Source organism: Bdellovibrio bacteriovorus, from assembly GCF_025558485.1.
Taxonomy (GTDB): Bacteria; Bdellovibrionota; Bdellovibrionia; order Bdellovibrionales; family Bdellovibrionaceae; genus Bdellovibrio; species Bdellovibrio bacteriovorus_G.
This window is the reverse complement of record NZ_CP102930.1, coordinates 2,622,765-2,644,519: the sequence shown is the minus strand read 5'-3', so window position 1 is coordinate 2,644,519 and position 21,755 is coordinate 2,622,765. Positions and strand designations below refer to the sequence as shown.

The following is a 21,755-nucleotide window of genomic DNA, read 5'->3' as shown; positions in this document are numbered from 1 at the left end:
TCTGATTGCTGTTGCAGGTCTTTCGGGCGCTGCGGAACTCGATTTTACCGCGGCAAGGCCCCCATTTCCCTTAGCTGGAGCTTGTGCTTCTTGTGTATTATTTTTTGCGCATAGGAAAGTTGGGGGATGTGTAGTTGAGGTCAAAATAATCTGAATAAATTTTCTTTTTGGATTTTGTTTTGATTGTAATTGGTAATGTATGGGGACCTTTGGTTACGGACGTGAAGGGATTTGTAGTGTTGCTCAAATTAGTTGTCTCAATCATAGCAAACAAAATCTTTTGACAGGTTTGTGCATAAGGTTTTGCTGTGCTTCGCCCGATATTTTTCTCTCAACACGAAGTGTGGTGGAGAGACATATGAACGTACGTAGTCTGAATTTTAAAGTGTCTGCTATTGTTGGTGTTTTAGTGGTCAGTGCGGCTGTGATTGCCATGATAGGAGCCAAAGAACTGGCCAGTCTGAATAGATCCCTTGAACACCTTACTGGGACGACCGTTCCGCGAATTGATAAAGATCATTCGATGAAAGAACTGTTTTTGACTCAAGTAATTAATGAACGAAATTTTATTCTGAATCCTCCAGGACAGGGACGCGAAAACAGTCGTAAGTTTCTGAAAGAACGTCATCTGGAAATGGCAGACATTTTACAATCCCGCAAAGCCATCGCTGATGAAAAAGGTTTGAAGGCTATTGCTGAATTTGAAGATGCTTACAATGATTGGCGTGAGATGAATGAACAGGTTGTTTCCTTGCTCGATGACGGACGGCATGATGAGGCCATGACCCTGATTTTAAGCAAGGGCCGTGATGTTCGTGTGCGTGGGACCGCTGTTGTCGATGCGATGGTGGCGAACAATCAAAATAATATGAAGATCGAACAAGAGGCTGCGGAAGCGGCCTATCGCGACGCCCGCAACATGCTGTGGGGAACCGTACTGGGCGCCTTGTTGTTTGGTATTGCCTGTGCTGTGGTGGTGTTGCGTGCACTGGGTAAGGGCATTGATAATGTTATTGGCAATTTGACTGAAAATTCTTCGCAGGTAACAACTGCATCCCAGCAGATTTCTGTGTCATCGGAACAGCTTGCAGAAGCTTCGTCGGAACAGGCAGCTTCTTTGGAAGAAACGGTGGCGACGCTGGAAGAGCTAACCTCCATGATCAAAATCAACTCTGACAATGCTCGCGAAGCGGCCCGTCTGTCGGGACAAACCAGTGAGGTGGCGCAGCGTGGGGATAAGGAAATTCACGCACTGATGGATTCGATGGTGGTGATCTCTCAGGATTCCAAGAAGATCGAGGAGATCATCAACGTTATTGATGATATTGCCTTCCAGACGAATTTGCTGGCTTTGAATGCCGCCGTGGAAGCCGCCCGGGCCGGAGAACAGGGAAAAGGTTTTGCAGTTGTGGCCGAAGCCGTGCGTAATTTGGCACAACGCAGTTCCTCTGCGGCGAAGGATATTACCGAGCTGATCAAGGGCAGTGTTGAAAAAATCGGGCATGGTGCCGAGCAGGCCAAGCGCAGTGGACAGGTGTTGGGTGAAATTGTGCAATCGGCACAGAAAGTGTCGGGACTTAATTCAGAAATTGCCAATGCCAGTGAAGAACAATCCAATGGTGTGACTCAGATTAGCAAGGCGATGAACCAACTGGATCAGGTGACGCAAGTGAACGCAGCGACTTCTGAAGAAGCTGCTGCGGCAGCGCAGGAGCTGTCGGCTCAAGCCCAGCAGTTGGATCGTGTTGTGGATTTGTTGACTTACACGATCAAGGGCACGCGTCGTCAGGAACCTGGCCTGTCTGGAACTCCAGCGGTGTCCGCGAAAGTGGTGTCTATGGCGAAGGCCCCGCGTAAAGAGACGGCGACCAAGGTTTCTAAAAAGGTGCCCGAGGCGGCAGCGGATTCCATGGACGACTGGGGTAAAGTCGGCACAACTGAAGGATTTTAGGATTGTCACCAGCATAAGACATGATAGGTTTTTCTGGGTAAGGAGAATTTATGAAAAGTCTTGTGCTGGTTTTCACATTGTTATTTTCCCTTTCTTCCTGGGCGCGTCTTTCTGATGGCAAGGTGTCCTTTGCTGTTTCCGGGGGAAAGATTCTGGGAACAGTTCAAAAAGGTTTTCATTTCAATAAAGAGGCTCCTGCCAGCTTCACTATGAAGGGGGCGGAAATTGCCCCTCTGGTCAAAGAGGAACAGCAGCTTGTTTTTGCTCTTCCGGCAAAAGAACGTGAGGCATTTGAACTGGGGTTTTATGTTTGTGATGACAAGAAAACTGTCTGTGAAGAACATAAGATGTCTTTCGTGGTTGAATCTGGAAAGTTAAAGTCAGCGACAGAGGCTTCTGCGAAAAGTGCAGAAAAATCAGTGGCCCCTGCGGTGATGAAAACTTCTGCCAAGGTTGAAAAGAATCATCACGGTTTTATTGTGAATGATCTGGAGGCTGCCAAAGCTTTGGCGTTAAAATCCAGAAAAAATCTATTGGTGGATTACGGGGCCCCTTGGTGCCCAGCCTGTGTACGTTTGGAAACAGAGGTATTCGGAACTAAAAAGTTTCAAACAGTTGCCAAGGACTACGTGCTGGTTGCATTGAATGCGGATATGTCTGCGAACAAAGACTTCGGAAAAAAATACGGTATCAAAGCCATCCCGACGGTGCTGGTGTTAAAACCGGACGGTTCCGAGCTTTACCGTTCATTGGATTTTGTTCCGGCGGATGAATTTGCCAAAAGAATCCAGTCCGTAAAAAAGAATCAAAAGTCCAATGAGGAGCTTGAAAAACTGGCGACAGCTGGTGACAAGGGCGCGATGTTGGGGTTGGCGGATCAGGCCAGAAATGCACTGGATTATGAAAAGGCAGTGAAGTGGTATGTAGCTGCGGGCACAGACTCGGATCGCTATGCCATGTCGGAAATGGGGCTGTGGTCTGATAAGGCCGAATCCGAGAAGAAAGAAACCGAGTACATTGCTGTTCTTAAAAAGTGGTCCGAGACCAGACCCAAGACCTTCACGGCTGTGACGGCTGCAAATGACTGGGGCAGTTATCTGCAAAAGAATAAAAAAGAACTGCCTGCGGAACTGAAAGAAAAACTGACTGCGAACCTGGACTTCCTGAAAAAACTGGCGGCCTCAAAATCTGAAACCGTCAAATGGGTGGCGGCTTGGGATGTTAGCGCCATGGCTCCGGCGGAAAGAGCTGAAGTTTTGTCGATGTGGATGACAGCCGCAGATCTTTTGAATAACAAGGAAGAATTCGCGCTGGCAAAAGACGAGCTGAAAAAAGAAATGGCAACCATGAAGCTTTCAGAAAAGCGTCCCGGTGAAGTGATGGCGGTGCTTTACTACTTCCGAACAGCAGAAATGCCAGCAGAGGAAGAATCCTGGTTATTGAAGCTTCTTAAGGAAGATTCCAACAGCTATGTGCCTTACATGAAGCTTGCCAGTTACTACATCCGCCAGAAGTCTTTTGAAAAAGCCTTGCCTCAAGCAGAAAAAGCGGTGGAGTTAGGCGCTGATATGCGTTTGTACAATCTGAAAACTTTGGCCGAAATTCACAAGGAACTAAAGCACAAGGACGAAGCTAAAAAGACCATTGAAGTCGCTTTGGCTGATCCAGAAATCAAAACGGATCGCTATAAAGGACTTCTAAAATCCCTGGAGGAAATGAAAAAGGCTCTTTAGAACAAAGGGCCTGTCGGCCCCCCCCCTCTGGGGCCCTTCCGGTTTTTCTGACAACGGTGCATCTATTTTAGAATGAAAGAAGCTTTCCCCAAGCTTTTGCCATTTACGAAAATTTCGACAATGTGGGCTCCCGGATAAAGGACTCGCGTTGTGACAGGGCGGAAGGAATGTTTCTTTGTGAAATCCATTCGCTCTTTTGCCTTTAAGTCCTTATTGGAAAGCTTAAAGACTTTGGCAGAATGGCTGCCGTTGGATTTTTTGTAGTGAATGGCGTAATCAACAACCACTGTGGCATTCTTCGCGCTGGAAAGGCTGAAGCTTAGTTTTAGATGTTCTCCAGTCATTACCGTTTTAGGCGCCAAAGTCAGGTCATGTAATTTGACGTCGGCATCTGTGTGATAACCCAAAAGCTGCAAGGCCTTTGGATTGCCGGCTTTGACTTGCGTACGCAGGGCATGGCGGGTGATCCAGTCGATTTTGGTTTTGTGTTCTTTCGGGCAGTTCTTCAACCAGCGCTTTAAAGTCTTAATCACCAGTTCGGGATGATCCTTGGTGATATCGTTTAAATGATTGGCCACGGATTTTCGCACATACAGGGATTCGTCAAATTTCAGTTCTTCCAACAGCGCCAGTGCAGGACTGGGATCTTTGATAAAACTGCGCAAAAGCTCGCCCCAAGGCAGGCGGGGACGGGTGCCTTCAGAAACCCAGCGGCGCACATGTTCACTGGGGTCTTGAGTCCACAACATCAACTGTTGCAGCGTTTTTTCCTGATCGTGGATAATAAACGGGCGTACAGCAAATTCAGCCGTGAATTTCTGTGTCAGCGTGTGCAGGGCATTCATGGATTCGTCAAAGTGCTCAAGACCATAACGTTGCACAAATTCCGTGAAAGCCCACAGATCAAAACCTTTTAAAGGCTCGACGCCGGATTTGGGTTTCATGGTAGCTTTTAAAAGAAGCTTTAGTGCCTTGGGGTAATCCGCTGGCAGATGAGCTTTTAAGAAGTCACAGATCAGGCGCATGCGCGGCTTCATCTCAAGCTGTGGCAGTTCATGGCTGACCTTGATAAAGGCCTTGGAATCAAAGCTTGGATAATGCTGCTGAATATGCGCAGCCATTCGGCGCACCAGCGCCTCGTTAATCCAATTTTTGAATGCAGATTCGTTTTCGGTGGATTTTTTCTGAGGCATTGGCGGCAGAGTTCTTTATTTGAAGTTCAGGTTATCGCAGTAGTGGCGCAGTTCCTGGATGCTTTCACGGATGTCTTCCAGGGCGCGGTGCTTGTTGGACTTGTGATAAACATATTTGAACTTGTTATTGATGATCACTTTCCACGAAGACACATCCACCATGCGATAGTGCAGGCGAGCGGCCAGTTCCGGCATGTACTTGTTGATGAACAAACGATCCTGCATGATGGAATTTCCAGCCAGCACCGGGCGTTCAGCCTGATCTGGGAAATGCTTTTTCACCATGTCCATCAGTTTGGCTTCCACCTGATCCGGGTCCATGCCGTTGGGTACCTTGGCAGTCAGGCCGGATTTCTTATGGTGCTCGGTATTCCAGGCATCCATGTTATCCAGATATTTTTGCGGTTGCTTAACAACCGCTTCAAATGTTTCCAATTCTTTGAAGTTCAGGTCCGTGACGATCGCCGCCACTTCGATGATCACTTCCTTCTCGACATCAAGACCGGTCATCTCCATGTCGATCCAAAAGAGCTTATTCATGAGAGTATCCTATTCTAGAGCCACTAGATTCTTGATGGCTCGGCTGCTCTCATTATGGGGGATAGGGGCTGGGGGAGACAAGGCCTTTAGGCCTTCTGTTGCTCCATACCAGCTTTCAGGGCGCGTTCGACCGTGGAGATCAGGGAGTTTTCATCCCAGGGCTTGTCGATGAAGGCATAAACGCCCAAACGCTGAGCTTCAATCACCATGTCTTTTTGGCCGTAGCCGGTGTGAATAATGAACGGGATATTCTGGCCGTTTTCACGCATCCACTTTAGGACATCCAGACCGGATTTCTTGGGCATCTTTTCGTCAGATAAAACCGCATCGAATTGATGAGACTTCAACAGGTCAATGCCTTCGATGCCATTGTTGGCGCGGTGGATTTCAGAGGCGCTGTCTTCAAGCAGGGACGACAAAACCTCCAGAAGTTCGGATTCGTCGTCAATAATCAGAAGGCGCCCTTTTATGGGTGCGGATGTGTTCGTAAGCATGTCCCCATTATGGCAAAAAACGGGCGCGGGGTCATGGCCCTAGAGGCTTAAGATCAGTCAATTTTTTTTGTTCATACCCCCCTGCTTAGGGGGCATAACAAGGCGATGTCTTTATTTGCTTTTTGAGGAGTTGGTGATCTTGTATTCACCGGCCTTGGAAATCGCCGCCTGAATTTGATCCTGAGAAATACTCACTCCCGATTTCGGAGAGATCACGACTTTGCCCACAGTGACGTCACACTTTTCCAGTCCTTCCATATTGCACACCTGCGCCTTGATCGCGCGAGCACAGGAACCGCAGTGCATGCCTTCCACATTGTAAGTGATTGTTTCAGCCAAAGCGGTTTGGGAAAGCATTAGGGTTGCGGCGGCTAAGAGCATTTTCATCGGGGACTCCTTAATGGGTCAGAGACTATACCCACTTTAGGAGCTTGAATAGGTGAATCTGGGGAGGTGGAGAAGGGTTTTTGCTTAAAAAGAGGGCATTAAGCGGCAGGTTACAAGATTTTTAAAAAATCTTGTTGTATTGCTCGGATAGCTTGGCTATAAAAGATTCTCCAAAACGCCACTGGGGTGGTAGTTAAGTTGGTTATAACGTCCGCCTGTCACGCGGAAGGCCGCGGGTTCGAGTCCCGTCCACCCCGCCATTTTTTCCGAAAAATGGCCAAAATCACCGAAGCTGAGTCTTCGGTTTTTTTATGCCTAAAATTTGCCGTGATTAAACTGACCTTGTTAAATTAAACAGCTCAGTCGATGTAGGAACTTCCGTATTTTTGAAATATGGACTTCAATTTGCCCGAAGTTTTGATTTCGTCGATGGCTTTATCCAAAGCTGCTTTTTTTACGCGACCTTTTCGACTGACAGAGCAGACTATAGGGTAATCGCGCAGGAAAAACTCTTCTCTGTTCTTAGTGATGTTGGGGTGATTCAGACGGAAGTAATCGATAAATATTTGGTCTGTAACGACGTATTGGATACGGCCACTAGCAAGCTTCTTTAGATTGCCCTCTTCAGAAGTATTGTCTTCACGTTTGATTTTACCGGACTCAAAATAAGGATCCAATGACGGGTAGACATACTGAAGTATCGTTCCGATGGTTTTACCCTCTAAGTCACTTATTTTTTTTGGCATGGGTGAGGGGCCTAATATAATTTCTCTTTTAATAAAAAGTGTTTTAGAGAAATCATGCTTGCCAACGGCATCATCCCACACGGTGCTTGTATAGCAGAGGATATCTAATTTGCCCTGGAGCAATAATCTATTAAGTCGGTAATGGGTCACCGTCCTAAAACTTGCTTTGCGTTCCATGGCCTCGGCCAAGGCGTTGACATAATCGACGATAAGGCCTTCGTGCTTTCCTTTATTTCCAAATACTAAAGGAGGAGCAAGTCCTTCGGGAATTGCCGCTCGAATTTCAGTCTTGTCTTCCGCTAGCACTGTATGTGACTGCGTCAGAATGAAAAAAAACAATAGAAAGATCTGTTTCATTTGCAACGTTCATTTTATTCGACTTCACAATGAACCTCAACAAATGAAAAGGGCGAGGCAGGCTTTCAAGAGCATTTGTAATTTTCGAGAAGCTGTTGATCTTCAAACTTTAGATTTTTTTGAGTTGCCCACCATTCGTCACCAACGGCCTTGATGAGCCCGGCCTTGAAAAGTACATGAAGGCTCGCCTCGCTTTGATTCTTTCAGCCAGGGGTGCAACATAATGTTTCTATGGTTCGAGCGAATCTTCTTTACAAACTTTCTTCCCGGGTCGATGTTGGGGCTTGTTACGAGATTTTTCCGAAAGGACAAGGACCCCAGATGAACACAGAGCAAAATTCAGAAAAAGCTGAGCAGGCAATACGCAAGAAAACCCTCTGGGTCTTGGGATTGACCTTTATTTTACCAGTATTGATCACTCTGGGGTTTATCTATTACGTCGTGTCCACGGACGCGAAGTGGTTTTAAGAATTCCATCAACTTAGAAATAGTAAAAAAGGAAGTCGATGGACTTCCTTTTTTTATTTGTGATTTTGAACTACCAGTTTTGCTTCTATCACCCGGATTCTTTCGTAATCTGAGAACACCTTGTCGCGATCTCCACTTAAAGCAATAATCCCGATACTGGTAAGGTAGTCGACCGTGTGGGGGACAATGTCGCCGTTCTTAAACCAGATGAAGGGTTTTAGCAGGGTGGGAAGCATATGGACGTCTTCAAGGGCTTCGGAGTTTGCAATGGTTCCCGCCGCAGGCGATCTTAGAAAAAACGGCATCACCGTTTTCTTGAACACAAAGTCTTTATTGGCAACATCCCCATCAGCATAGATTTCAACCAGCTTGTCGGCCTGACTGCTGCCAGTGGCTTCTCGGGCAAAACCGACCGTGGGACCTCCTAACATTCTGGCGCCGGTCTCAATCAGGCGGGGACCTTTTGCTGTCAGCATGACTTCCGTATGCGCCGCCCCCCAACGAATTCCCAGAGCATCCAATACTTGTTTGGTGTATTCAAACAGCTCGCCGTAGGCCTCCTGGTTGAAATCCAGAAACTCGACATGATCGTAAACCGTTTTGCGGTCTTCTGTAGAGGCTTTGGTGTATCTGATCAAGTGCACCGGATAGTGCTGGCCATTTGCGCTGACCGTACCCACCGCGAACTCGGTGCCCAGGGCTTGTTCCTGTACGACCACGGTTTCACTGATTTTTCCAGTCAGAAAAGACGGCTCGCTTAAGATATGATGGAAGGCTTTTTTCCAGTCTGCGCCAGCGGGAATGTGAAAGACCTTGTCACTGCCAGCCGAAATCGGTGGTTTGACAATGAGGGGCGTATCCACCAGATCGTTTTCATGCAGCCAGGCGGTCACCGCACTTTCAGAATCAGTGTTCAGGGTTTTTAAATAGGGAACTCCCGCTTCCGCCAGTGCCTCTTGCATGTGGGCCTTGTGTGTCCGGTGTAAGGTCCTTTTGGGATCATTGGCAAGGTCAGGGGTTAAGGCGGCTGATAAAGAATCTGCCAGTGGAACGCCAGCATCGGCCCCGGGGATGATGGCCAGAGGATTGTATTTTCTAAGAACCTCTGCCAGGTCCGGTTGGTTGGGAATCACTTCGGCAAAATCTGAATTTTGTACTTCGGTGCCGAAGCCGCGATGGTCAGACTTAGTCGAAGGGAACGTGATGGCGATGGCCGGGATGCCGCGGGCTTTGAATGCCGGGGCCAGCTCTGTTCCGGAAGACCGGGGGTCGACAATAACGATGGGCCTTTTCATGGGTGATGCTCCTTTATTTTTTCCAGAAGCGAAGTGATATTTTCCAGTGAAGCTGTGGCTTCGATGTAGGAGTCAGGTCGGACCAAAACAGCCTGATTGGAATAGCAGGAATTTTTGTTCCAGTATTTTGCTGCCTCCTGATCTTGGGATATTTTTATAACATTCACAAATTCCGGAACCTGCACCGAGGCGGCGTTACCAAAGATCAGCAGCGTAAACTTTGAATAGTCCAAAAGAGAGTAAAGACGAAGCGACCTAGGACCATCATAAACCTCTTGGTCAAACAAGCGCGAACCTGCCAAGCCCTCTTGGCCATAACGAATTCCCATTCCGGTGATGTTGCCGGCACGCTTTTGTACAATTTTGACATAGTCTTGCGCGTGCGTATTGTTGTCGGAATACTTGGTTGAACGCACAAGTTCACCCGAGGTCGCAATCACGCTTTGAGCCACAGGCAGGCGTTCTGATTCATAGCTTTTTAAAAGCTTTTTGTCGGCGCCGTTATTGATCACCATGTTCATCTTCCACATCAGGTTGAATGCATCAGCAAGACCGGTGTTCAGTCCCTGGCCTCCGTTGACGGAGTGGATGTGGCAGGCATCCCCGGCCAGAAAGATGCGATCTTGTGCGATGAATCTTTCGGCGACGGATTCTTTGACTGAAAATTGGGAAAACCAAATGATTTCGTCAAAAGTCAATTTATGCGGAGCCATGGCGCGATTGATTTTTGCGATCGCGTCGTCCATGGAAAAGTCCTTGGTATCCATTCGCACATAGAAGCGGTCGATGTTTCCTTCGCGGGGAATCCAGGCGACATCCGAGGTTTCGGCCTGAAAAACGATGATCTCTGGAACTTTGGCAAAGTCCGTATTGATGACGCCATCAAGGACGGCCCAGACGATCTGCGGGCGGACGATTTCAAAAGGAATTTGAAAATGTTCGCGCACGAAGGATCTGTTGTTTTAATCGATGAGCCTGAAATCAGTTTGCACCCAAATTGGCAGGTGGATTATATCAATTTCTTGAAGAAGATTTCGGCGAAATTTCGAGATTGCCACTTTGTTATAGCGACCCACTCACCTCATGTTGTTTCAGGTGCAAGTTCTAAAGAATCAAAAGTTATTTCATTAAAGTACGTAAACGGTAGTTTGGCTGTGGATGAGATCAAATATGAATTAGGCGGTTGGTCGGTGGAGAAACTGCTATTGGATATTTTTGGAATTCAAAATGTCTCTAACTCTGAATTTGAGAGACAGGTCGCTCAGGCCATAGAGCTAATTGCTGATCCTGAGTCTCCAAATCGGAAGGAAAGGTTGATGAAGTTAGTCAATCGCTTTGAGCAGTTCGAGCTCGCTCCCTTGGATCCATTACAAGATTTAATTGATGACGCAAAAGAGGTCATTGGTGATATCTCTTAATTGTAACTTTAGAACGCCTGCAAAATTTCGGGGCGCTTTGAGTAGAGCGTATAAACTGTTGAATAATCAGGATGTTAATAATATATGGGACAACGAGACTCTCAGGGCTAACCTTTCCGCTCAAGACAAAGATGATTTAGAGGAGTTCAGGAAACTCGTCAAAGAAAAGCTAATTTCCAGCTTTGGGCCATATTGTACTTATTGCCATTGGTATGGAACCTCGCCCGGTGTGTTCCATATTGATCACTTCGTGATCAAAGCAAACAAGGCTGGTTTAGGGAGATTTACATATTGTCACAAAAATTTGATTTTAAGCTGTGCTGCATGCAATATCTCAAAGGGAAGAAAGAAGACATTTGATGATAATTCGGTGATACCTGTTACTCTGAAGTATCAATCACTGCCGTTTATCGTGTTTCATCCATACTTGCATAAAGCAGCTGACGAGTTTTCTTTTTACAGGGCGACGGTTGCTGGGAAAACAAAAAGAGCAGAGCGGTATCTAGGTATGATTGGTTATTACGATGAGCGTCAGCGTCGTCAGATAATGAATCAACTTAAAGAACGAAGAATGGCAAGTGAAGATCGAGATAAAGTGCGCTTAATTATTTCTAAAACGCGGCGATCCAGAAAATAAAATGAGTCGGGAGTGTGAATCCTTAAAGTTACCCTAGATTTCGCGAAAATGGATATGTCATTCGGGGGAGGGTAGGGGCGTATCTGCTTTAAATTCTATGTTTTTCTAATGTTTTATTGCTATTGCGTTAGTTCCTTGTATCCCTCAGATGAGTTCTAAAATCGTCCCATACGGCCCGCCATTTTTTCCGAAAAATGGCCAAAATCACCGAAGCTGAGTCTTCAGTTTTTTTATGCCTGAAATTCGGTCTTAGTTATTATCTGCCAACGCAACTCAAAACTCAAAACCCATCCCCGGAGGTATAGAGAATATCTTCGAGAAGATCCAGATTTTCTCCGCGGGCAGGCTGCTTGTGGTTTCAAGTCGTACCGAGGCTGGTTGCCCATTTCCTGCGTAAGAGATCAGAATTTCAAAGGAAGGGACTGCGATCCAACCATTTTCGTCTTCAGGTTCTCGAGCCCAATAGGAAAATTTGACCGTGGATTCTTTAGTGACCAAGTGTTGGCTGTGAACAGTAAACGGATGTTCGTCCTGAGGAAGTAGAAAATGAAACGAAGATTCGCCATTGTTGATGACAATGGCCTTCTTGTCGGCACTTAAGCTCAGCGAACATTTTCGATTCTGCTCCTGATTGGTTGCCGGATCTTTGATGATACAACTTTCGTTGATGGCTTGATATTTGACCCAGCCAATCAGATTTTTTAAGTCTTTAGCTCCATTGTCTTCAGCCGGTCCCATTCGCAGCGCGGAGCCCACGACTCTTTCATCGAAGCCAAGGCCAAGAAGATGCACTAAAATTTCGTCCGAAGTTTTTTCTGAAGCGGAGTCCATCAGCAGGTGGGTTGCCTCGCGGATTTTGGGATAGTCCGACGCTGTCAAAACCGAGTACAGGGATTTCGGTTTGGCGGAGGTTGTGTCGGCACAGAATGGGGACTCCGGGAAAAGATCCTTCATACGCAGGCAGTAGGCATTTTTGAGAGGCGCAAAATCTTCCGGATTTTTATCGCCGATGTTACGAACTTTAGACAGAACATAAAGGTCCATGACCGTCTCATGAATAATCAGATAGGCTTGAGTTTCTGGCGACAGGTTGTTGAATGCAGCACTGTCGATCCAGACTTCGCCCTCGGTCTGAAAGGCATACTGTTCATAATCCTTCGTTCTGAATTCCATCCCCATCTTTTCAGCATCAATGCGATTCAGCTTCTGAGGAACGAAAATCCAGGTTTTCTTTTGTAGTACATTCAACAGAGATGGGTTGAAGGAAGAGGTTCTTTCCAGAACCTTGTTGATCTCTGTTTTCCAGATGTCGAGGGTTTCAAGTTTGGTGATGTATTGTTCGTACATTTTCGAGTTAAAGCCAGTGCCGCCACCGCCATCCCCGGTGTTTCCGCCACCTCCACTGGTTTCGGTAGGGCCGGTGCTGGTGTGCTCACTGGGTTGACAGGCGACGATAAACGTCATGAAGCCGCAAAGAAGCCAGGGCATAAGGCTCAATAAGAATCTGTTTCGCGATGCTTGCATGGTCATATTCGGCTCCTGCCACTTTGAAGAGCAAGTGCCGTGCCCCGCCATTGGTCCCGAAATCTCAATATGAGACAGGAACAAGGTCTTAATTTTTTGCGTAAAAACCGAAAAACAGGTCGGGCTTTGTTTACCGTTAGTAAACTGGGGGCATGCTGGATATCTACAACTACGATGACTACAGGCTTTTCCTTAAGGACGTTCTTCAATCACAAGAACGCACTGATAAGAAGTACCGGGGACGGCTGGTTGAAGCCATGCGAATCAGTACCTCGTTGTTTTCCCAAATCCTGAAAGGTGAAAAAAATCTTTCTTCAGAACAGGGGTTGGAGGCTGCGGCTTTCTTCGGTTTCGGTGACAAAGAAACCGATGTCTTTATGCTGATGATCGAACTGGGACGAGCGGGCTCCGTCAAATTACAGTCGCGTCTTAAAAGCAAGATCCAAGTTCTACAGTCAGAGGCCAAGTCTATCAGTGCCCGTGTTCCGAAAGATGTTGTGCTAAGCGATGTTGATAAGGCCACTTATTATTCCTCCTGGCTTTATACTGGTGTCAGAAATCTGTTACCGACCCCTGCGGGAAAAGAATTGAAAACCATTGCCGAAAAGTTGGGTGTGCCCTTGGAAAAAGTGGACACGGCCATTCAGTTTTTGATTGAAGTGGGTTTGTGTGAAAGAAAGAACGGTCAGCTTTACTATAAGCAAGGCTTTACGCATCTTGATTCAACTCATCCGATGATTTTAAGGCACCATCAAAATTGGCGCCAGAGAGCCATTTCGAAAATGGATTTTTACAAAGACCCCCATGTTCACTATACAAGTCCCATGTCGTTGTCTGCCGAAGGGGCCGAGAAGATCCGGGACTATCTGCGTGCAAACATCAAGGAAATCATCAACTTATCGCGCGACGGGGGCCCCGAGGTCGGCTACTGCCTTAATATAGACTGGTACGAATACTGACTTTACCAAAAGTAAACTGAAACCCGGCCGTTTTAACCAACCGGACTTCGCGAAATTCTTTCGAGTTCTGTAAAAAGCTTCTTATGCGAAATGCATCGTATGAGGAGTTGTTATGAAGTTTTCCAAGTTGATCTTCGTGTTCTTGGTTCTGGCTCAGACGCAAGCCTACGCCGGACCGTTATGTCTGAATGACCGGTACCAGCCGAAATGGACAGCCGAGGCTTTGGCTGAACAACTGCAATCCCTTCAAGAGCGAGCCCAGGCGGCAAAGCCTCTGTGGGCACGTCTTCAGGGTGAAGACCTTCTGATTAAAGAAGACACGCTTCTGATCCTTCCCGAAAATCAATCTCAATATCGGATTGGCAAAATGACCGTCCGAAATAATGCCATGATTTTCTACGCTCAAAATGCGCGGCTGGTTGTGTCAGAGGTGATGAAGTCCTCACGCGTTCAATTAATGGATGTGGCGGCGCTGAATTTGTCAGCGGAAATAGATCGCAACCATCAGCTTGTTTCTTTAAGCGAGCTGAAAAACAACCCTGATCAGGCAGAGCCATTCAAAAAGTGCAGTCTGATGTCCTGTGCAAGTGTTGCCGCAGCCAATGGAGGTCACGGCGGTGCCGGAGGCAATGGTCGTGATGCCGGGGGAAAAATAAAATGGGGAATTCCCAAATCCACACCCAGCTCTGACGGAGGAGCGGGATCTGCTGGAGGCGCCGGGGCGAATGGTCGCAATGGAGACAACGGTGCTCAGGGCGTTGCGGGACTTAATGCTCATAAGCTTTTCATGCAGCTTGAAAATGTGGACTTGTGCAGCGGGGTGGAAATTGTTGCTGCCGGTGGGGCCGGCTTAGCGGGACTTAAAGGTCTTAACGCGCAGGATGGCGGGCAAGGCGGCAGCGGCGGCAAAGGCGGACGCGGTGGCGGAGCCAAGTGGGATCGCAAAGCCAGTCGCGGTGGGCGCGGTGGTGACGGCGGTGCGGGAGGCAACGGAGGTCATGGTGGCTTTGGCGGCGACGGTGGCAAAGGCGGCGACGGCGGTCTGGTGGTCATTGTAGTGAAGCCAAGATTTCTGGATATGGTGAAAGTGAATGACAACATCAATGTGCTGGTCGCTGGCGGGAAAGGCGGGCCGGGTGGAGCCCAAGGGCTTGCGGGCAAAGGTGGTCGTGGTGGCCTTGCTGGCGAAGGTGGTAATGGGGGAGACGGTTCCGTCTTCAGTCATGGCGGCAACTCGGGTCTTGCCGGAAGTGCGGGCAAGCAAGGTCTGGATGGCAAGGACGGCCAAGAAGGTCGCCCCGGTGTGGAAGGCCGCGAAGGACTTGTGACCCGGGCCGAGATTTATATTTCAAACGATATCTCAATTGAGAGCTTTCAATTTTAATAAGGAAAATGATCATGAAAAATTTTTTTAAAAAATTGATTCCTTTGGCCGCGTTCGTGACTTTTGCGGATCCCGCTTCAGCCCGGATATTGGGGGACCCTTCAGAAAGAACACGTGTTTTGCTTGAAGACCAAAAATTTCTTTGCAGTCAGGATGAAACCCTCGTGATTAACGGGGATGTGGAATTCACGCGCAAGAATGAAGACCTTCATAAAGCACCTCTGAATGTTGATTTGATCTGCAAAAACATTGAATTCAGAAACGGGGGAAGAATTCTGACTCAATCAAATCTGCAGATCGTTGCCGACTCTATCACGGGCTTCATGAATGTTGAAAGCATCCGAGGATTAAAAGGACAGCAAGGTGAATTTGCCTCTGCGGTGCTGGAGCTGGCCAATAATGGCTCGGCTGGGGCACGAGGTGCCAATGGCAGGGCGGGAAGCCTGACAGACTCTCCTGATGACGGAGGACGTGGTCAACACGGTTACAACGGTATGGATGGGCGTGACGGAAATAACGGAGCCCCGGGCGCAGCGGGAGGCCATGCTTCGGATATCGTGCTAAAAATCAACAGAATCGAAGGCACAGTAGGCTTTCGCATCCGCGCTGTTGGTGGCGAGGGTGGCACTGGTGGTAAAGGCGGACGCGGACAGCAGGGTGGTAACGGCGGCGTCGGAGGTGAAGGCGGTCGTGGTGGTCATCAGAAGTACGCGATTTGGAATCGTTCCGGAGATGGCGGGGACGGAGGTGATGGCGGACACGGCGGAAATGGGGGGAATGGAGGAGCCGGTGGTGACGGAGGACGTGGCGGCAACGGCGGCAAGATCGCATTGTACGTTGCGGAAGTCTTCAACACGCTGGAGCTGACCGGGGATGAATTCGATAACCGTGGAGGCCCTGGAGGCCAGCCCGGCATGGGAGGCGAAGGTGGTATCGGTGGTACAGGCGGTGATGGTGGCAAGGGCGGTTCTTCCGGAGCTGCATTGGTGACCACTCGTTGCGAGATTCCTCCTTGTGAAGGCGATAATGGCCGTCATGGGAAAAGAGGCCTTGACGGTAAACCGGGACTGGCGGGTCCTCAGGGACGCTTGGGACAAGATGGATTGGCTGGAGTCAAAATTCTTGATCCAAAGTTCAAATTTGTGAAATCGGTACCAGACGACTACTTCGACAGGCTGCCAGAACTGGGAACTGAAAAGAATCTAAAAATATTCAGAATGAAACTTCCTTAACAGGCGGGTAAAGTTATGAAAAAAATTATTCTATCGATATTGCTACTATCAGTGCCGACGTTCGCGCAGACCATCAGCTACAGCGAAAATAGCTCCTTAAGGCTGGGGGCTGGTGTAGATATGGATCACCCGGACAAAGCCCGCGCAAATTGCGTTAAAAGCACAGATCGCGAATGGCTGGATGGGAACACGCCGGTTTCGACTTCGTTCGATCTTAGTATGATTGAAACTTCCAATGAGCTGGAAAGAAAAATGAATTTCGATATTCAGCTGAATGCGGCGGGGACAATCAAGGCCGTGAACATCGACAGTCAGAATTCTTATCGTGTGATTCATAAGTTTTTGGAAAATAAGAACAGTTTGAACTTTGCGCTGACCGCGGAATTTTCCTACGGGCGCAAAGGCCTGACGGAAGAATCCCTGAAGCCCGAGTACCAGACCCTGCTGAATGATGGCAAGTGGCAGGAAGTTTTAAGAAGATGCGGGACTCATTTTGTTTCCGAAGAAATTCACCGTTCCAAGGTGATAGTGCTGATTCATGTGAAGAATTCCCGCACGGAGGACATTAAGGAAAAAATTCTGGATTTGAAGAATAAGTTGAAAGTTCCCAAGTTGAATTTCGGTGCGGATCTTAATGTTCAATATAAAGAATTTATCCGCAAGTTGGATAAGATTGGTTCGGTTGAGGTGAAGGTGGTTTCTGTCGGCGGGCAGGGTGCGGATGCGCTGGGTGTCTTTGCCAACGAAATTGCGGTGGATGATTTGCAAAGTATTAAAAATGCAGCCGAAAGATACTTCAGCAGCTTTACTATCGAGAACTCCCCGGTGTTTGCTTATGTCGTGAAACCACTGGATATATTCGAGGGGGCGGAAAATATCCATCCAAAGCAGAAAAAGTGGCAGCAGTTAAAGATCCTGGCAGACTGGCTTTTTGAGCACGAGGAGCTGCTGACGGAAATCAAAAGCATGCAAGCAAGGGCCAGCAGAGCACTTTATGTCGGGTATTTTGAGCCCAAACTTGCCGCCCTGGAAGCAAAGATCAACGAGGTCCGATTCCGCGCGGAAGAATGTCTGGAACGCTACAACTGTGACAACCTTCCTGCTGTGGCACCATTCTCTGTTCAGGTCCCGTCAAGGGCTGTTGGGGCCGTAGCACTGAACACACAGTGTGGGTATTTACCAGTGAGAAATTCGCGAATGCAGATTCTCAGTGATGTGCGTGTTGGGCTGGATGTTGACTTGATGTATTCAAAGGACATTGAAAATATAGAGATGTTCCGTCTGGATCAAAATGGTGAATTCCAAAATGCAAACTACGGACAAAATGAAGAGATGGTCCTCGCAAACAATATTCTGGAATCCGAAGTGGGACGGGTAAGAAGATATCAATCCGTGAATGAGTTTTCCGCGAATCATGTGCTTTCGGACCGAGCCATCCTGTCGGCGCAGGACAGTGTCGGAAAGGCCCAGGAAATCTTCAATGCGGCTTTCAACTCCGTTTACATCCTGAAGATCAGATTCAAGCAAGGACAGGACCTGACGCAAATTTTGGGCGCTCCTCCCATGAAGGACTGTTCTGTATCCAAATAGCAGAGAACTGACGGGAGCCTTCCGGCTCCTGTCTGGCTACCGCCAAAAAAACAAGATGTTTACGAAACCGAATTTCTCTTTTTCAGTTCTTCCGCATTTGAATATCCTTGGTTGTCTTTATACCTATTTGTTTTAAATCTTCGTTTCGGGAATAATAAAAGAGCAAATACGAAGATCGCGACCAAGCCCGCCCAGAATACTCAGGATTTTCCTTTACAAATGTTCCTGTCTGTTCAAAGTTAATAGCGGCATTTTCTTTTGAAAAAGGGACAGGCATGAATACGGACAACGACTCTCAGAAGGCAGAAAAAGAAGTACGTGTTAAAACTCTATGGGTCCTTGGACTGACTTTTGTGTTGCCGGTGCTGATCACCTTGGCGGGTATTTATTACGTCCTATACACTGAGGCTAAATAAGCGGGTCTTGCTTTTACAGCAGCCCATGGTGTTTTAGGGGGATTGTTTCAGGAATGGTGATAAAATTTTGTTAGAACTTAAAGACACGCCGCGGGCATCCTGCTAGGATAGGACCAATTCAAGGAGTCTTCATTGAAAACAAAAGTTCTGATTGCATTGTTCATGTTATTTATTGCCTCCTGTACAAGTGTTCCGACAAGGGAAGAAAACCTTGCCGCGACAGAAAAGGCAACTTCTCGGGCACTCGATCAAAATCAAGGACTTTTTCAGGCCTGCGTTCAAGACGCGGTTCGACGCTCCCCAGGGCTTAAGGGAACCGCCACGCTGGTGTGGATTCAGAATGACGAAGGCTATGTCAGAAGTCCGCGTATTCGCGATATGACCTTTAAGGATGCGGATTTTGAAGACTGCGTCCTTACTAAAATCAAGTCCATGCGCTTTCCGCCTTCTGCAGAAGATTCCAGAGCCAAGGTCAGTCTTGAGCTGATCGTTCAGTAGGCCTGGATGTCTATGACTGCCAGGCCCGCTTTGCGCAAACGGAAAACGATAGACCCTTGTCCGACGTGTTTTTTGCATCGTCAGCGTTGCATTTGTGATTCGATCCCGAAGCATGACCTGAAAACCCGGATCATTCTGATCATTCATGCCAAAGAACTTAAGCGAACTACAAACACGGGGCGGCTGGCACTTCATGCGCTGGTTAATTCAGCCATGTATGTGCGAGGGCAATCCACCGAGCGTCTGGATCTAAGCTCTTTGTTGGTACCAGAATATGAAAGCTATGTGCTGTTTCCTTCAGACGATGCTGTGAACTTGGAAGATATTAAGCCGCAAAAGCCGATTCAACTGATTGTGACAGATGGAAACTGGCGTCAGGCCAGTAAGCTCAATACCCGGCACCCGGAACTTAGTCATCTGCCGCGTGTGAAAATCGGCGCTGCCAATACGGCCCGCTACCATTTACGCAAAGAGCACTTTAGCGAGGGGCTTTCCACGCTTGAAGCCATCGCGCTGGCTTTGCGAATCGTTGAAGGCGAGGATGTCGGGGACAGTATGCTGGATTTGTACCGGAAAAAACTTGCCGCAACCTTACAGGGGCGTGGGCAGAACGTGAGTTTTTAGCGGTGTTTAATCATCAGGGCCTTGGCTGTTGACGTTTTGATGGTCGGATCAGTATAGTCGGATTTGTGATTGGGGAAAAGACAATGAAAAACAAAAAATGGTTCGCCGTTAAAACGCTTTATATCACTCGTGCCGTAGGTAAATCCAGTGCCAAGGGCAAACAGGCTTTTGCAGAGCTGCTTGAAGAGCGCGTGGTTCTGTTTCAGGCTGCAAATGCCAATGCTGCGGTAAAAGCGGCGGAAAAAGATGCCAAGGAATACAGTCAATACACATATACTAACTTTGAAAATCAAGCGGTGCGCACAGAGTATCTGAATGCTTGTGACGTGTTTGAGCTTTATGAAACTCTGGAAAACGGTGTTGAGCTTTTTGCTTCAACAGAAGTTTTGACAAAAAAAGCTTCCAAGGCAGATTTGATCGTTCGCAAACTGGGACGATTGGAAACTCAAAGCACGATTAAGATGCGCAAAAGATTTATGAGCAAGGAACTAGGTTCCTACATCTAAAGATCTAGGAAAAGCCCCGGGAACGGGGCTTTTTTGTTACAAATCTTTATCTTGGATTTATCCCTGCCACAGGCTTAAAATTTCAGAAATTATGCCGTTTTGGGGGTCACTATGAAGGTTGGGATTTTTATCTTAAGTCTGTTCTTTGTCAGTATTCTTTCCGCCAAGGAAAATGAATATGTAAAACCCTCCGATGCGGAGTTGAAGAAAACACTCACACCGTTACAGTACCAATGCACCCAGCAGGCTGCCACGGAAAGACCTTTTGATAATGCCTACTGGAACAATAAAAGAGATGGCATTTATGTTGATATCGTCAGTGGAGAGCCGCTTTTCAGCTCGACAGATAAATACGACTCCGGAACGGGGTGGCCCAGCTTTACCAAACCCATTGATGACAGCGTAATAGTCACTCGACCGGATCATGAGCTGTCAGTTGAACGCACAGAGCTGCGCTCGAAAAAAGCCAATTCCCATTTGGGACATTTATTTGACGACGGTCCGAAGGATAAAGGGGGCAAGAGGTTCTGTGTGAACTCTGCAGCCCTGAAGTTTATTCCGTTAGAGGAAATGGAAGCCAAAGGCTATGGTCGCTATCTGTCGCTGTTCCCGAAAAAGGAAGAGAGAAAGAAAAAGTAATCTGCCCTAGTTTGTCACCCCATTAGGGAGCTAACAGCTTTAAGTGCTTTAAAATGATTATAAGCCATCTGGTGCGGGCAGGCCCCTTGCAGCAGCAGGTGGTGGTATAAAAAATTGGAGGCCTTATGAAAAAGTGGATCTTGTTTTCTTTGATGTCAGTTTTTGCGTCATCTGCCCTGGCGGATGGAACAATCACTTGCAAAGGCTTTGATGCTGTTAAGAGCAAGACAGAGGATGTTCTGATGATCGAAGCGGATATCGCCATTCTTCTGACGGTCTCCAACGATGAAGGCTTCCTGTCACCACGCTGGCAGAATGGTCAGGTAAAGGACTACGCCAATGACAAGTATGTTGTGACTGTGGATCATGACAATAAAACCATCACCACTGAAAACCGTCTTAGCGGCAAGAAGCAGATTCACACAGATGCCAAGTGTCGCTATAACGGTGAGCCCGACGAAGAATACTAGTCCTACTGAATATCCAGAACAAAATAGCCATCAAAAGCCGAACGATCTTCTGTCGCAGTAACAGTCGCGTTCGGATTTTTTGTTGTGTAAAGGTCCGTGGTGAAACCTGCGATCACGGCTTGGATGTAAAAATCATCTTCTATGGCCAATTCTTGGATGTCGAAAGAGTTGTTCACTACAATGTTCTGTAGCGGCCTGCCATTTCTGCTAATGATGAACGTTACGGATGACATCGTCGTCTTTTGGAACTGCAAGACATTTGGGCTGGAGGACGGAAGTGCTATCACATTAAATTCGTAAGCACCCTGAGACGGAACCTGTATCACCTGGGCAAGGAATTGGGTAGGACCGGAAACATCCAGAGGGGCCGAAGTGTAAGTGTTGCCGTCGATAATGGTTACAGCTGTCACTTGAAAGGTATCATCTGTGGGAATGAATACTTGAGAGTCGGGTGCAATTGAAGGTATGCGGGCGATGACCAGACGTCCTTTCATGACAGTGTAATTCGCTGGATAGCCCGTCTGATTTTTAAGTGTCATACCAGCCTGACTGAACAGTGGAAGACATAGGATGACCGTCATTAAGGCTGCTTTGATATTCAAAAATACTGATTTCATAGAATCCCCCATAAATGGCGTTTGTTATACCTTCAAATAAAGCATCGACCATGCCGGGCTTTAGGGGGCATCAAATG

22 protein-coding genes, 1 tRNA gene and 1 pseudogene are annotated in these 21,755 nt (G+C 47.6%); 15 read left to right on the top strand and 9 right to left on the bottom strand.

What is annotated here, in order from left to right:
• Nucleotides 1–358 precede the first annotated feature (358 nt).
• Complete coding sequence (locus EZJ49_RS13000) at nt 359–1,951, top strand: methyl-accepting chemotaxis protein (RefSeq protein ID WP_262552605.1); 1,593 nt, start codon at nt 359–361, stop codon at nt 1,949–1,951.
• Between the two features lie 50 nt (nt 1,952–2,001).
• Nucleotides 2,002–3,684, top strand: a complete 1,683-nt coding sequence (locus EZJ49_RS12995) for a thioredoxin family protein (RefSeq protein WP_262552603.1) — start codon at nt 2,002–2,004, stop codon at nt 3,682–3,684.
• A 62-nt stretch (nt 3,685–3,746) separates the two neighbouring features.
• Here the strand turns inward: EZJ49_RS12995 and EZJ49_RS12990 are convergent, their stop codons facing one another.
• The 4 genes from EZJ49_RS12990 to EZJ49_RS12975 form a co-directional block, all read right to left on the bottom strand.
• Complete coding sequence (locus tag EZJ49_RS12990; protein WP_262552602.1) at nt 3,747–4,877, bottom strand: DNA alkylation repair protein; 1,131 nt, start codon at nt 4,875–4,877, stop codon at nt 3,747–3,749.
• A gap of 15 nt (nt 4,878–4,892) precedes the next feature.
• Nucleotides 4,893–5,417 (bottom strand): oligoribonuclease, encoded by a 525-nt coding sequence (gene orn, locus EZJ49_RS12985; RefSeq protein WP_262552601.1) that lies wholly within the window; start codon nt 5,415–5,417, stop codon nt 4,893–4,895.
• An 86-nt stretch (nt 5,418–5,503) separates the two neighbouring features.
• Nucleotides 5,504–5,911 (bottom strand): response regulator, encoded by a 408-nt coding sequence (locus EZJ49_RS12980; RefSeq protein ID WP_262552600.1) that lies wholly within the window; start codon nt 5,909–5,911, stop codon nt 5,504–5,506.
• 111 nt (nt 5,912–6,022) lie between these two features.
• Nucleotides 6,023–6,298: a heavy-metal-associated domain-containing protein gene (locus EZJ49_RS12975; RefSeq protein ID WP_262552599.1), complete on the bottom strand. Its 276-nt coding sequence runs from the start codon at nt 6,296–6,298 to the stop codon at nt 6,023–6,025.
• Between the two features lie 183 nt (nt 6,299–6,481).
• On the opposite strand from EZJ49_RS12975, the gene EZJ49_RS12970 reads away from it, so the two are divergent.
• Nucleotides 6,482–6,558, top strand: a tRNA-Asp gene (locus EZJ49_RS12970).
• 99 nt (nt 6,559–6,657) lie between these two features.
• Here EZJ49_RS12970 and EZJ49_RS12965 read toward each other — a convergent pair.
• The 3 genes and pseudogenes from EZJ49_RS12965 to EZJ49_RS12955 all read right to left on the bottom strand — a co-directional run.
• Nucleotides 6,658–7,401: a substrate-binding periplasmic protein gene (locus tag EZJ49_RS12965; RefSeq protein WP_262552598.1), complete on the bottom strand. Its 744-nt coding sequence runs from the start codon at nt 7,399–7,401 to the stop codon at nt 6,658–6,660.
• 521 nt (nt 7,402–7,922) lie between these two features.
• The gene (locus EZJ49_RS12960; protein WP_262552597.1) at nt 7,923–9,164 is read right to left on the bottom strand and encodes an ATP-grasp domain-containing protein; all 1,242 of its coding nucleotides are present in this window, start codon (nt 9,162–9,164) and stop codon (nt 7,923–7,925) included.
• Nucleotides 9,161–10,123 (bottom strand): annotated as a pseudogene (locus tag EZJ49_RS12955) (FAD-binding protein); the annotation flags it as partial. The gene EZJ49_RS12960 and the pseudogene EZJ49_RS12955, both read right to left, overlap by 4 nt.
• On the opposite strand from EZJ49_RS12955, the gene EZJ49_RS12950 reads away from it, so the two are divergent.
• Nucleotides 10,100–10,582, top strand: a complete 483-nt coding sequence (locus tag EZJ49_RS12950) for an ATP-binding protein (RefSeq protein WP_262552595.1) — start codon at nt 10,100–10,102, stop codon at nt 10,580–10,582. The pseudogene EZJ49_RS12955 and the gene EZJ49_RS12950 overlap by 24 nt on opposite strands.
• Complete coding sequence (locus EZJ49_RS12945; protein ID WP_262552594.1) at nt 10,569–11,219, top strand: HNH endonuclease; 651 nt, start codon at nt 10,569–10,571, stop codon at nt 11,217–11,219. Before EZJ49_RS12950 ends, EZJ49_RS12945 begins: the two co-directional genes overlap by 14 nt.
• Nucleotides 11,220–11,492: 273 nt before the next feature.
• Here EZJ49_RS12945 and EZJ49_RS12940 read toward each other — a convergent pair whose 3' ends face one another.
• Entirely contained in the window at nt 11,493–12,683 is a 1,191-nt protein-coding gene (locus EZJ49_RS12940; protein WP_262552593.1) for a hypothetical protein, read from the bottom strand.
• Between the two features lie 212 nt (nt 12,684–12,895).
• Here EZJ49_RS12940 and EZJ49_RS12935 point away from each other — a divergent pair, with 212 nt between their 5' ends.
• The 10 genes from EZJ49_RS12935 to EZJ49_RS12890 all read left to right on the top strand — a co-directional run bounded on the left by EZJ49_RS12935 (nt 12,896) and on the right by EZJ49_RS12890 (nt 21,061).
• Nucleotides 12,896–13,702 carry a TIGR02147 family protein gene (locus EZJ49_RS12935; RefSeq protein ID WP_262552592.1) on the top strand — a complete coding sequence of 269 codons (807 nt, stop codon included), beginning with the start codon at nt 12,896–12,898 and terminating at the stop codon, nt 13,700–13,702.
• A 112-nt stretch (nt 13,703–13,814) separates the two neighbouring features.
• The gene (locus EZJ49_RS12930; protein ID WP_262552591.1) at nt 13,815–15,086 is read left to right on the top strand and encodes a hypothetical protein; all 1,272 of its coding nucleotides are present in this window, start codon (nt 13,815–13,817) and stop codon (nt 15,084–15,086) included.
• Nucleotides 15,087–15,100: 14 nt separating this feature from the next.
• Nucleotides 15,101–16,318, top strand: a complete 1,218-nt coding sequence (locus EZJ49_RS12925) for a hypothetical protein (protein ID WP_262552590.1) — start codon at nt 15,101–15,103, stop codon at nt 16,316–16,318.
• Nucleotides 16,319–16,333: 15 nt separating this feature from the next.
• Nucleotides 16,334–17,908, top strand: coding sequence for a hypothetical protein (locus tag EZJ49_RS12920; RefSeq protein ID WP_262552589.1), 1,575 nt, complete (start codon nt 16,334–16,336; stop codon nt 17,906–17,908).
• 275 nt (nt 17,909–18,183) lie between these two features.
• Nucleotides 18,184–18,324 carry a hypothetical protein gene (locus EZJ49_RS12915; RefSeq protein ID WP_262552588.1) on the top strand — a complete coding sequence of 47 codons (141 nt, stop codon included), beginning with the start codon at nt 18,184–18,186 and terminating at the stop codon, nt 18,322–18,324.
• 132 nt (nt 18,325–18,456) lie between these two features.
• The gene (locus EZJ49_RS12910) at nt 18,457–18,822 is read left to right on the top strand and encodes an AgmX/PglI C-terminal domain-containing protein (RefSeq protein ID WP_262552587.1); all 366 of its coding nucleotides are present in this window, start codon (nt 18,457–18,459) and stop codon (nt 18,820–18,822) included.
• A gap of 6 nt (nt 18,823–18,828) precedes the next feature.
• Nucleotides 18,829–19,446: a tRNA-uridine aminocarboxypropyltransferase gene (locus EZJ49_RS12905; protein ID WP_262552586.1), complete on the top strand. Its 618-nt coding sequence runs from the start codon at nt 18,829–18,831 to the stop codon at nt 19,444–19,446.
• Between the two features lie 83 nt (nt 19,447–19,529).
• Entirely contained in the window at nt 19,530–19,952 is a 423-nt protein-coding gene (locus EZJ49_RS12900; protein WP_262552585.1) for a DUF4288 domain-containing protein, read from the top strand.
• Between the two features lie 111 nt (nt 19,953–20,063).
• Nucleotides 20,064–20,591 (top strand): peptide-methionine (R)-S-oxide reductase MsrB, encoded by a 528-nt coding sequence (gene msrB, locus EZJ49_RS12895; protein WP_262552584.1) that lies wholly within the window; start codon nt 20,064–20,066, stop codon nt 20,589–20,591.
• Between the two features lie 125 nt (nt 20,592–20,716).
• Nucleotides 20,717–21,061 (top strand): hypothetical protein, encoded by a 345-nt coding sequence (locus EZJ49_RS12890; RefSeq protein WP_262552583.1) that lies wholly within the window; start codon nt 20,717–20,719, stop codon nt 21,059–21,061.
• Nucleotides 21,062–21,063: 2 nt separating this feature from the next.
• Here the strand turns inward: EZJ49_RS12890 and EZJ49_RS12885 are convergent, their stop codons facing one another.
• Nucleotides 21,064–21,678: a hypothetical protein gene (locus EZJ49_RS12885; RefSeq protein ID WP_262552582.1), complete on the bottom strand. Its 615-nt coding sequence runs from the start codon at nt 21,676–21,678 to the stop codon at nt 21,064–21,066.
• Nucleotides 21,679–21,755: the final 77 nt, after the last annotated feature.

Coding starts and splice junctions, on each gene's coding strand:
- EZJ49_RS13000 (WP_262552605.1), top strand. CDS start 359: ATGAACGTACGTAGTCTGAATTTTAAAGTGTCTGCTATTGTTGGTGTT.
- EZJ49_RS12995 (WP_262552603.1), top strand. CDS start 2,002: ATGAAAAGTCTTGTGCTGGTTTTCACATTGTTATTTTCCCTTTCTTCC.
- EZJ49_RS12990 (WP_262552602.1), bottom strand. CDS start 4,877: ATGCCTCAGAAAAAATCCACCGAAAACGAATCTGCATTCAAAAATTGG.
- orn (WP_262552601.1), bottom strand. CDS start 5,417: ATGAATAAGCTCTTTTGGATCGACATGGAGATGACCGGTCTTGATGTC.
- EZJ49_RS12980 (WP_262552600.1), bottom strand. CDS start 5,911: ATGCTTACGAACACATCCGCACCCATAAAAGGGCGCCTTCTGATTATT.
- EZJ49_RS12975 (WP_262552599.1), bottom strand. CDS start 6,298: ATGAAAATGCTCTTAGCCGCCGCAACCCTAATGCTTTCCCAAACCGCT.
- EZJ49_RS12965 (WP_262552598.1), bottom strand. CDS start 7,401: ATGAAACAGATCTTTCTATTGTTTTTTTTCATTCTGACGCAGTCACAT.
- EZJ49_RS12960 (WP_262552597.1), bottom strand. CDS start 9,164: ATGAAAAGGCCCATCGTTATTGTCGACCCCCGGTCTTCCGGAACAGAG.
- EZJ49_RS12950 (WP_262552595.1), top strand. CDS start 10,100: ATGTTCGCGCACGAAGGATCTGTTGTTTTAATCGATGAGCCTGAAATC.
- EZJ49_RS12940 (WP_262552593.1), bottom strand. CDS start 12,683: ATGACGTTTATCGTCGCCTGTCAACCCAGTGAGCACACCAGCACCGGC.
- EZJ49_RS12935 (WP_262552592.1), top strand. CDS start 12,896: ATGCTGGATATCTACAACTACGATGACTACAGGCTTTTCCTTAAGGAC.
- EZJ49_RS12930 (WP_262552591.1), top strand. CDS start 13,815: ATGAAGTTTTCCAAGTTGATCTTCGTGTTCTTGGTTCTGGCTCAGACG.
- EZJ49_RS12925 (WP_262552590.1), top strand. CDS start 15,101: ATGAAAAATTTTTTTAAAAAATTGATTCCTTTGGCCGCGTTCGTGACT.
- EZJ49_RS12920 (WP_262552589.1), top strand. CDS start 16,334: ATGAAAAAAATTATTCTATCGATATTGCTACTATCAGTGCCGACGTTC.
- EZJ49_RS12915 (WP_262552588.1), top strand. CDS start 18,184: ATGAATACGGACAACGACTCTCAGAAGGCAGAAAAAGAAGTACGTGTT.
- EZJ49_RS12905 (WP_262552586.1), top strand. CDS start 18,829: ATGTCTATGACTGCCAGGCCCGCTTTGCGCAAACGGAAAACGATAGAC.
- EZJ49_RS12900 (WP_262552585.1), top strand. CDS start 19,530: ATGAAAAACAAAAAATGGTTCGCCGTTAAAACGCTTTATATCACTCGT.
- msrB (WP_262552584.1), top strand. CDS start 20,064: ATGAAGGTTGGGATTTTTATCTTAAGTCTGTTCTTTGTCAGTATTCTT.
- EZJ49_RS12890 (WP_262552583.1), top strand. CDS start 20,717: ATGAAAAAGTGGATCTTGTTTTCTTTGATGTCAGTTTTTGCGTCATCT.
- EZJ49_RS12885 (WP_262552582.1), bottom strand. CDS start 21,678: ATGAAATCAGTATTTTTGAATATCAAAGCAGCCTTAATGACGGTCATC.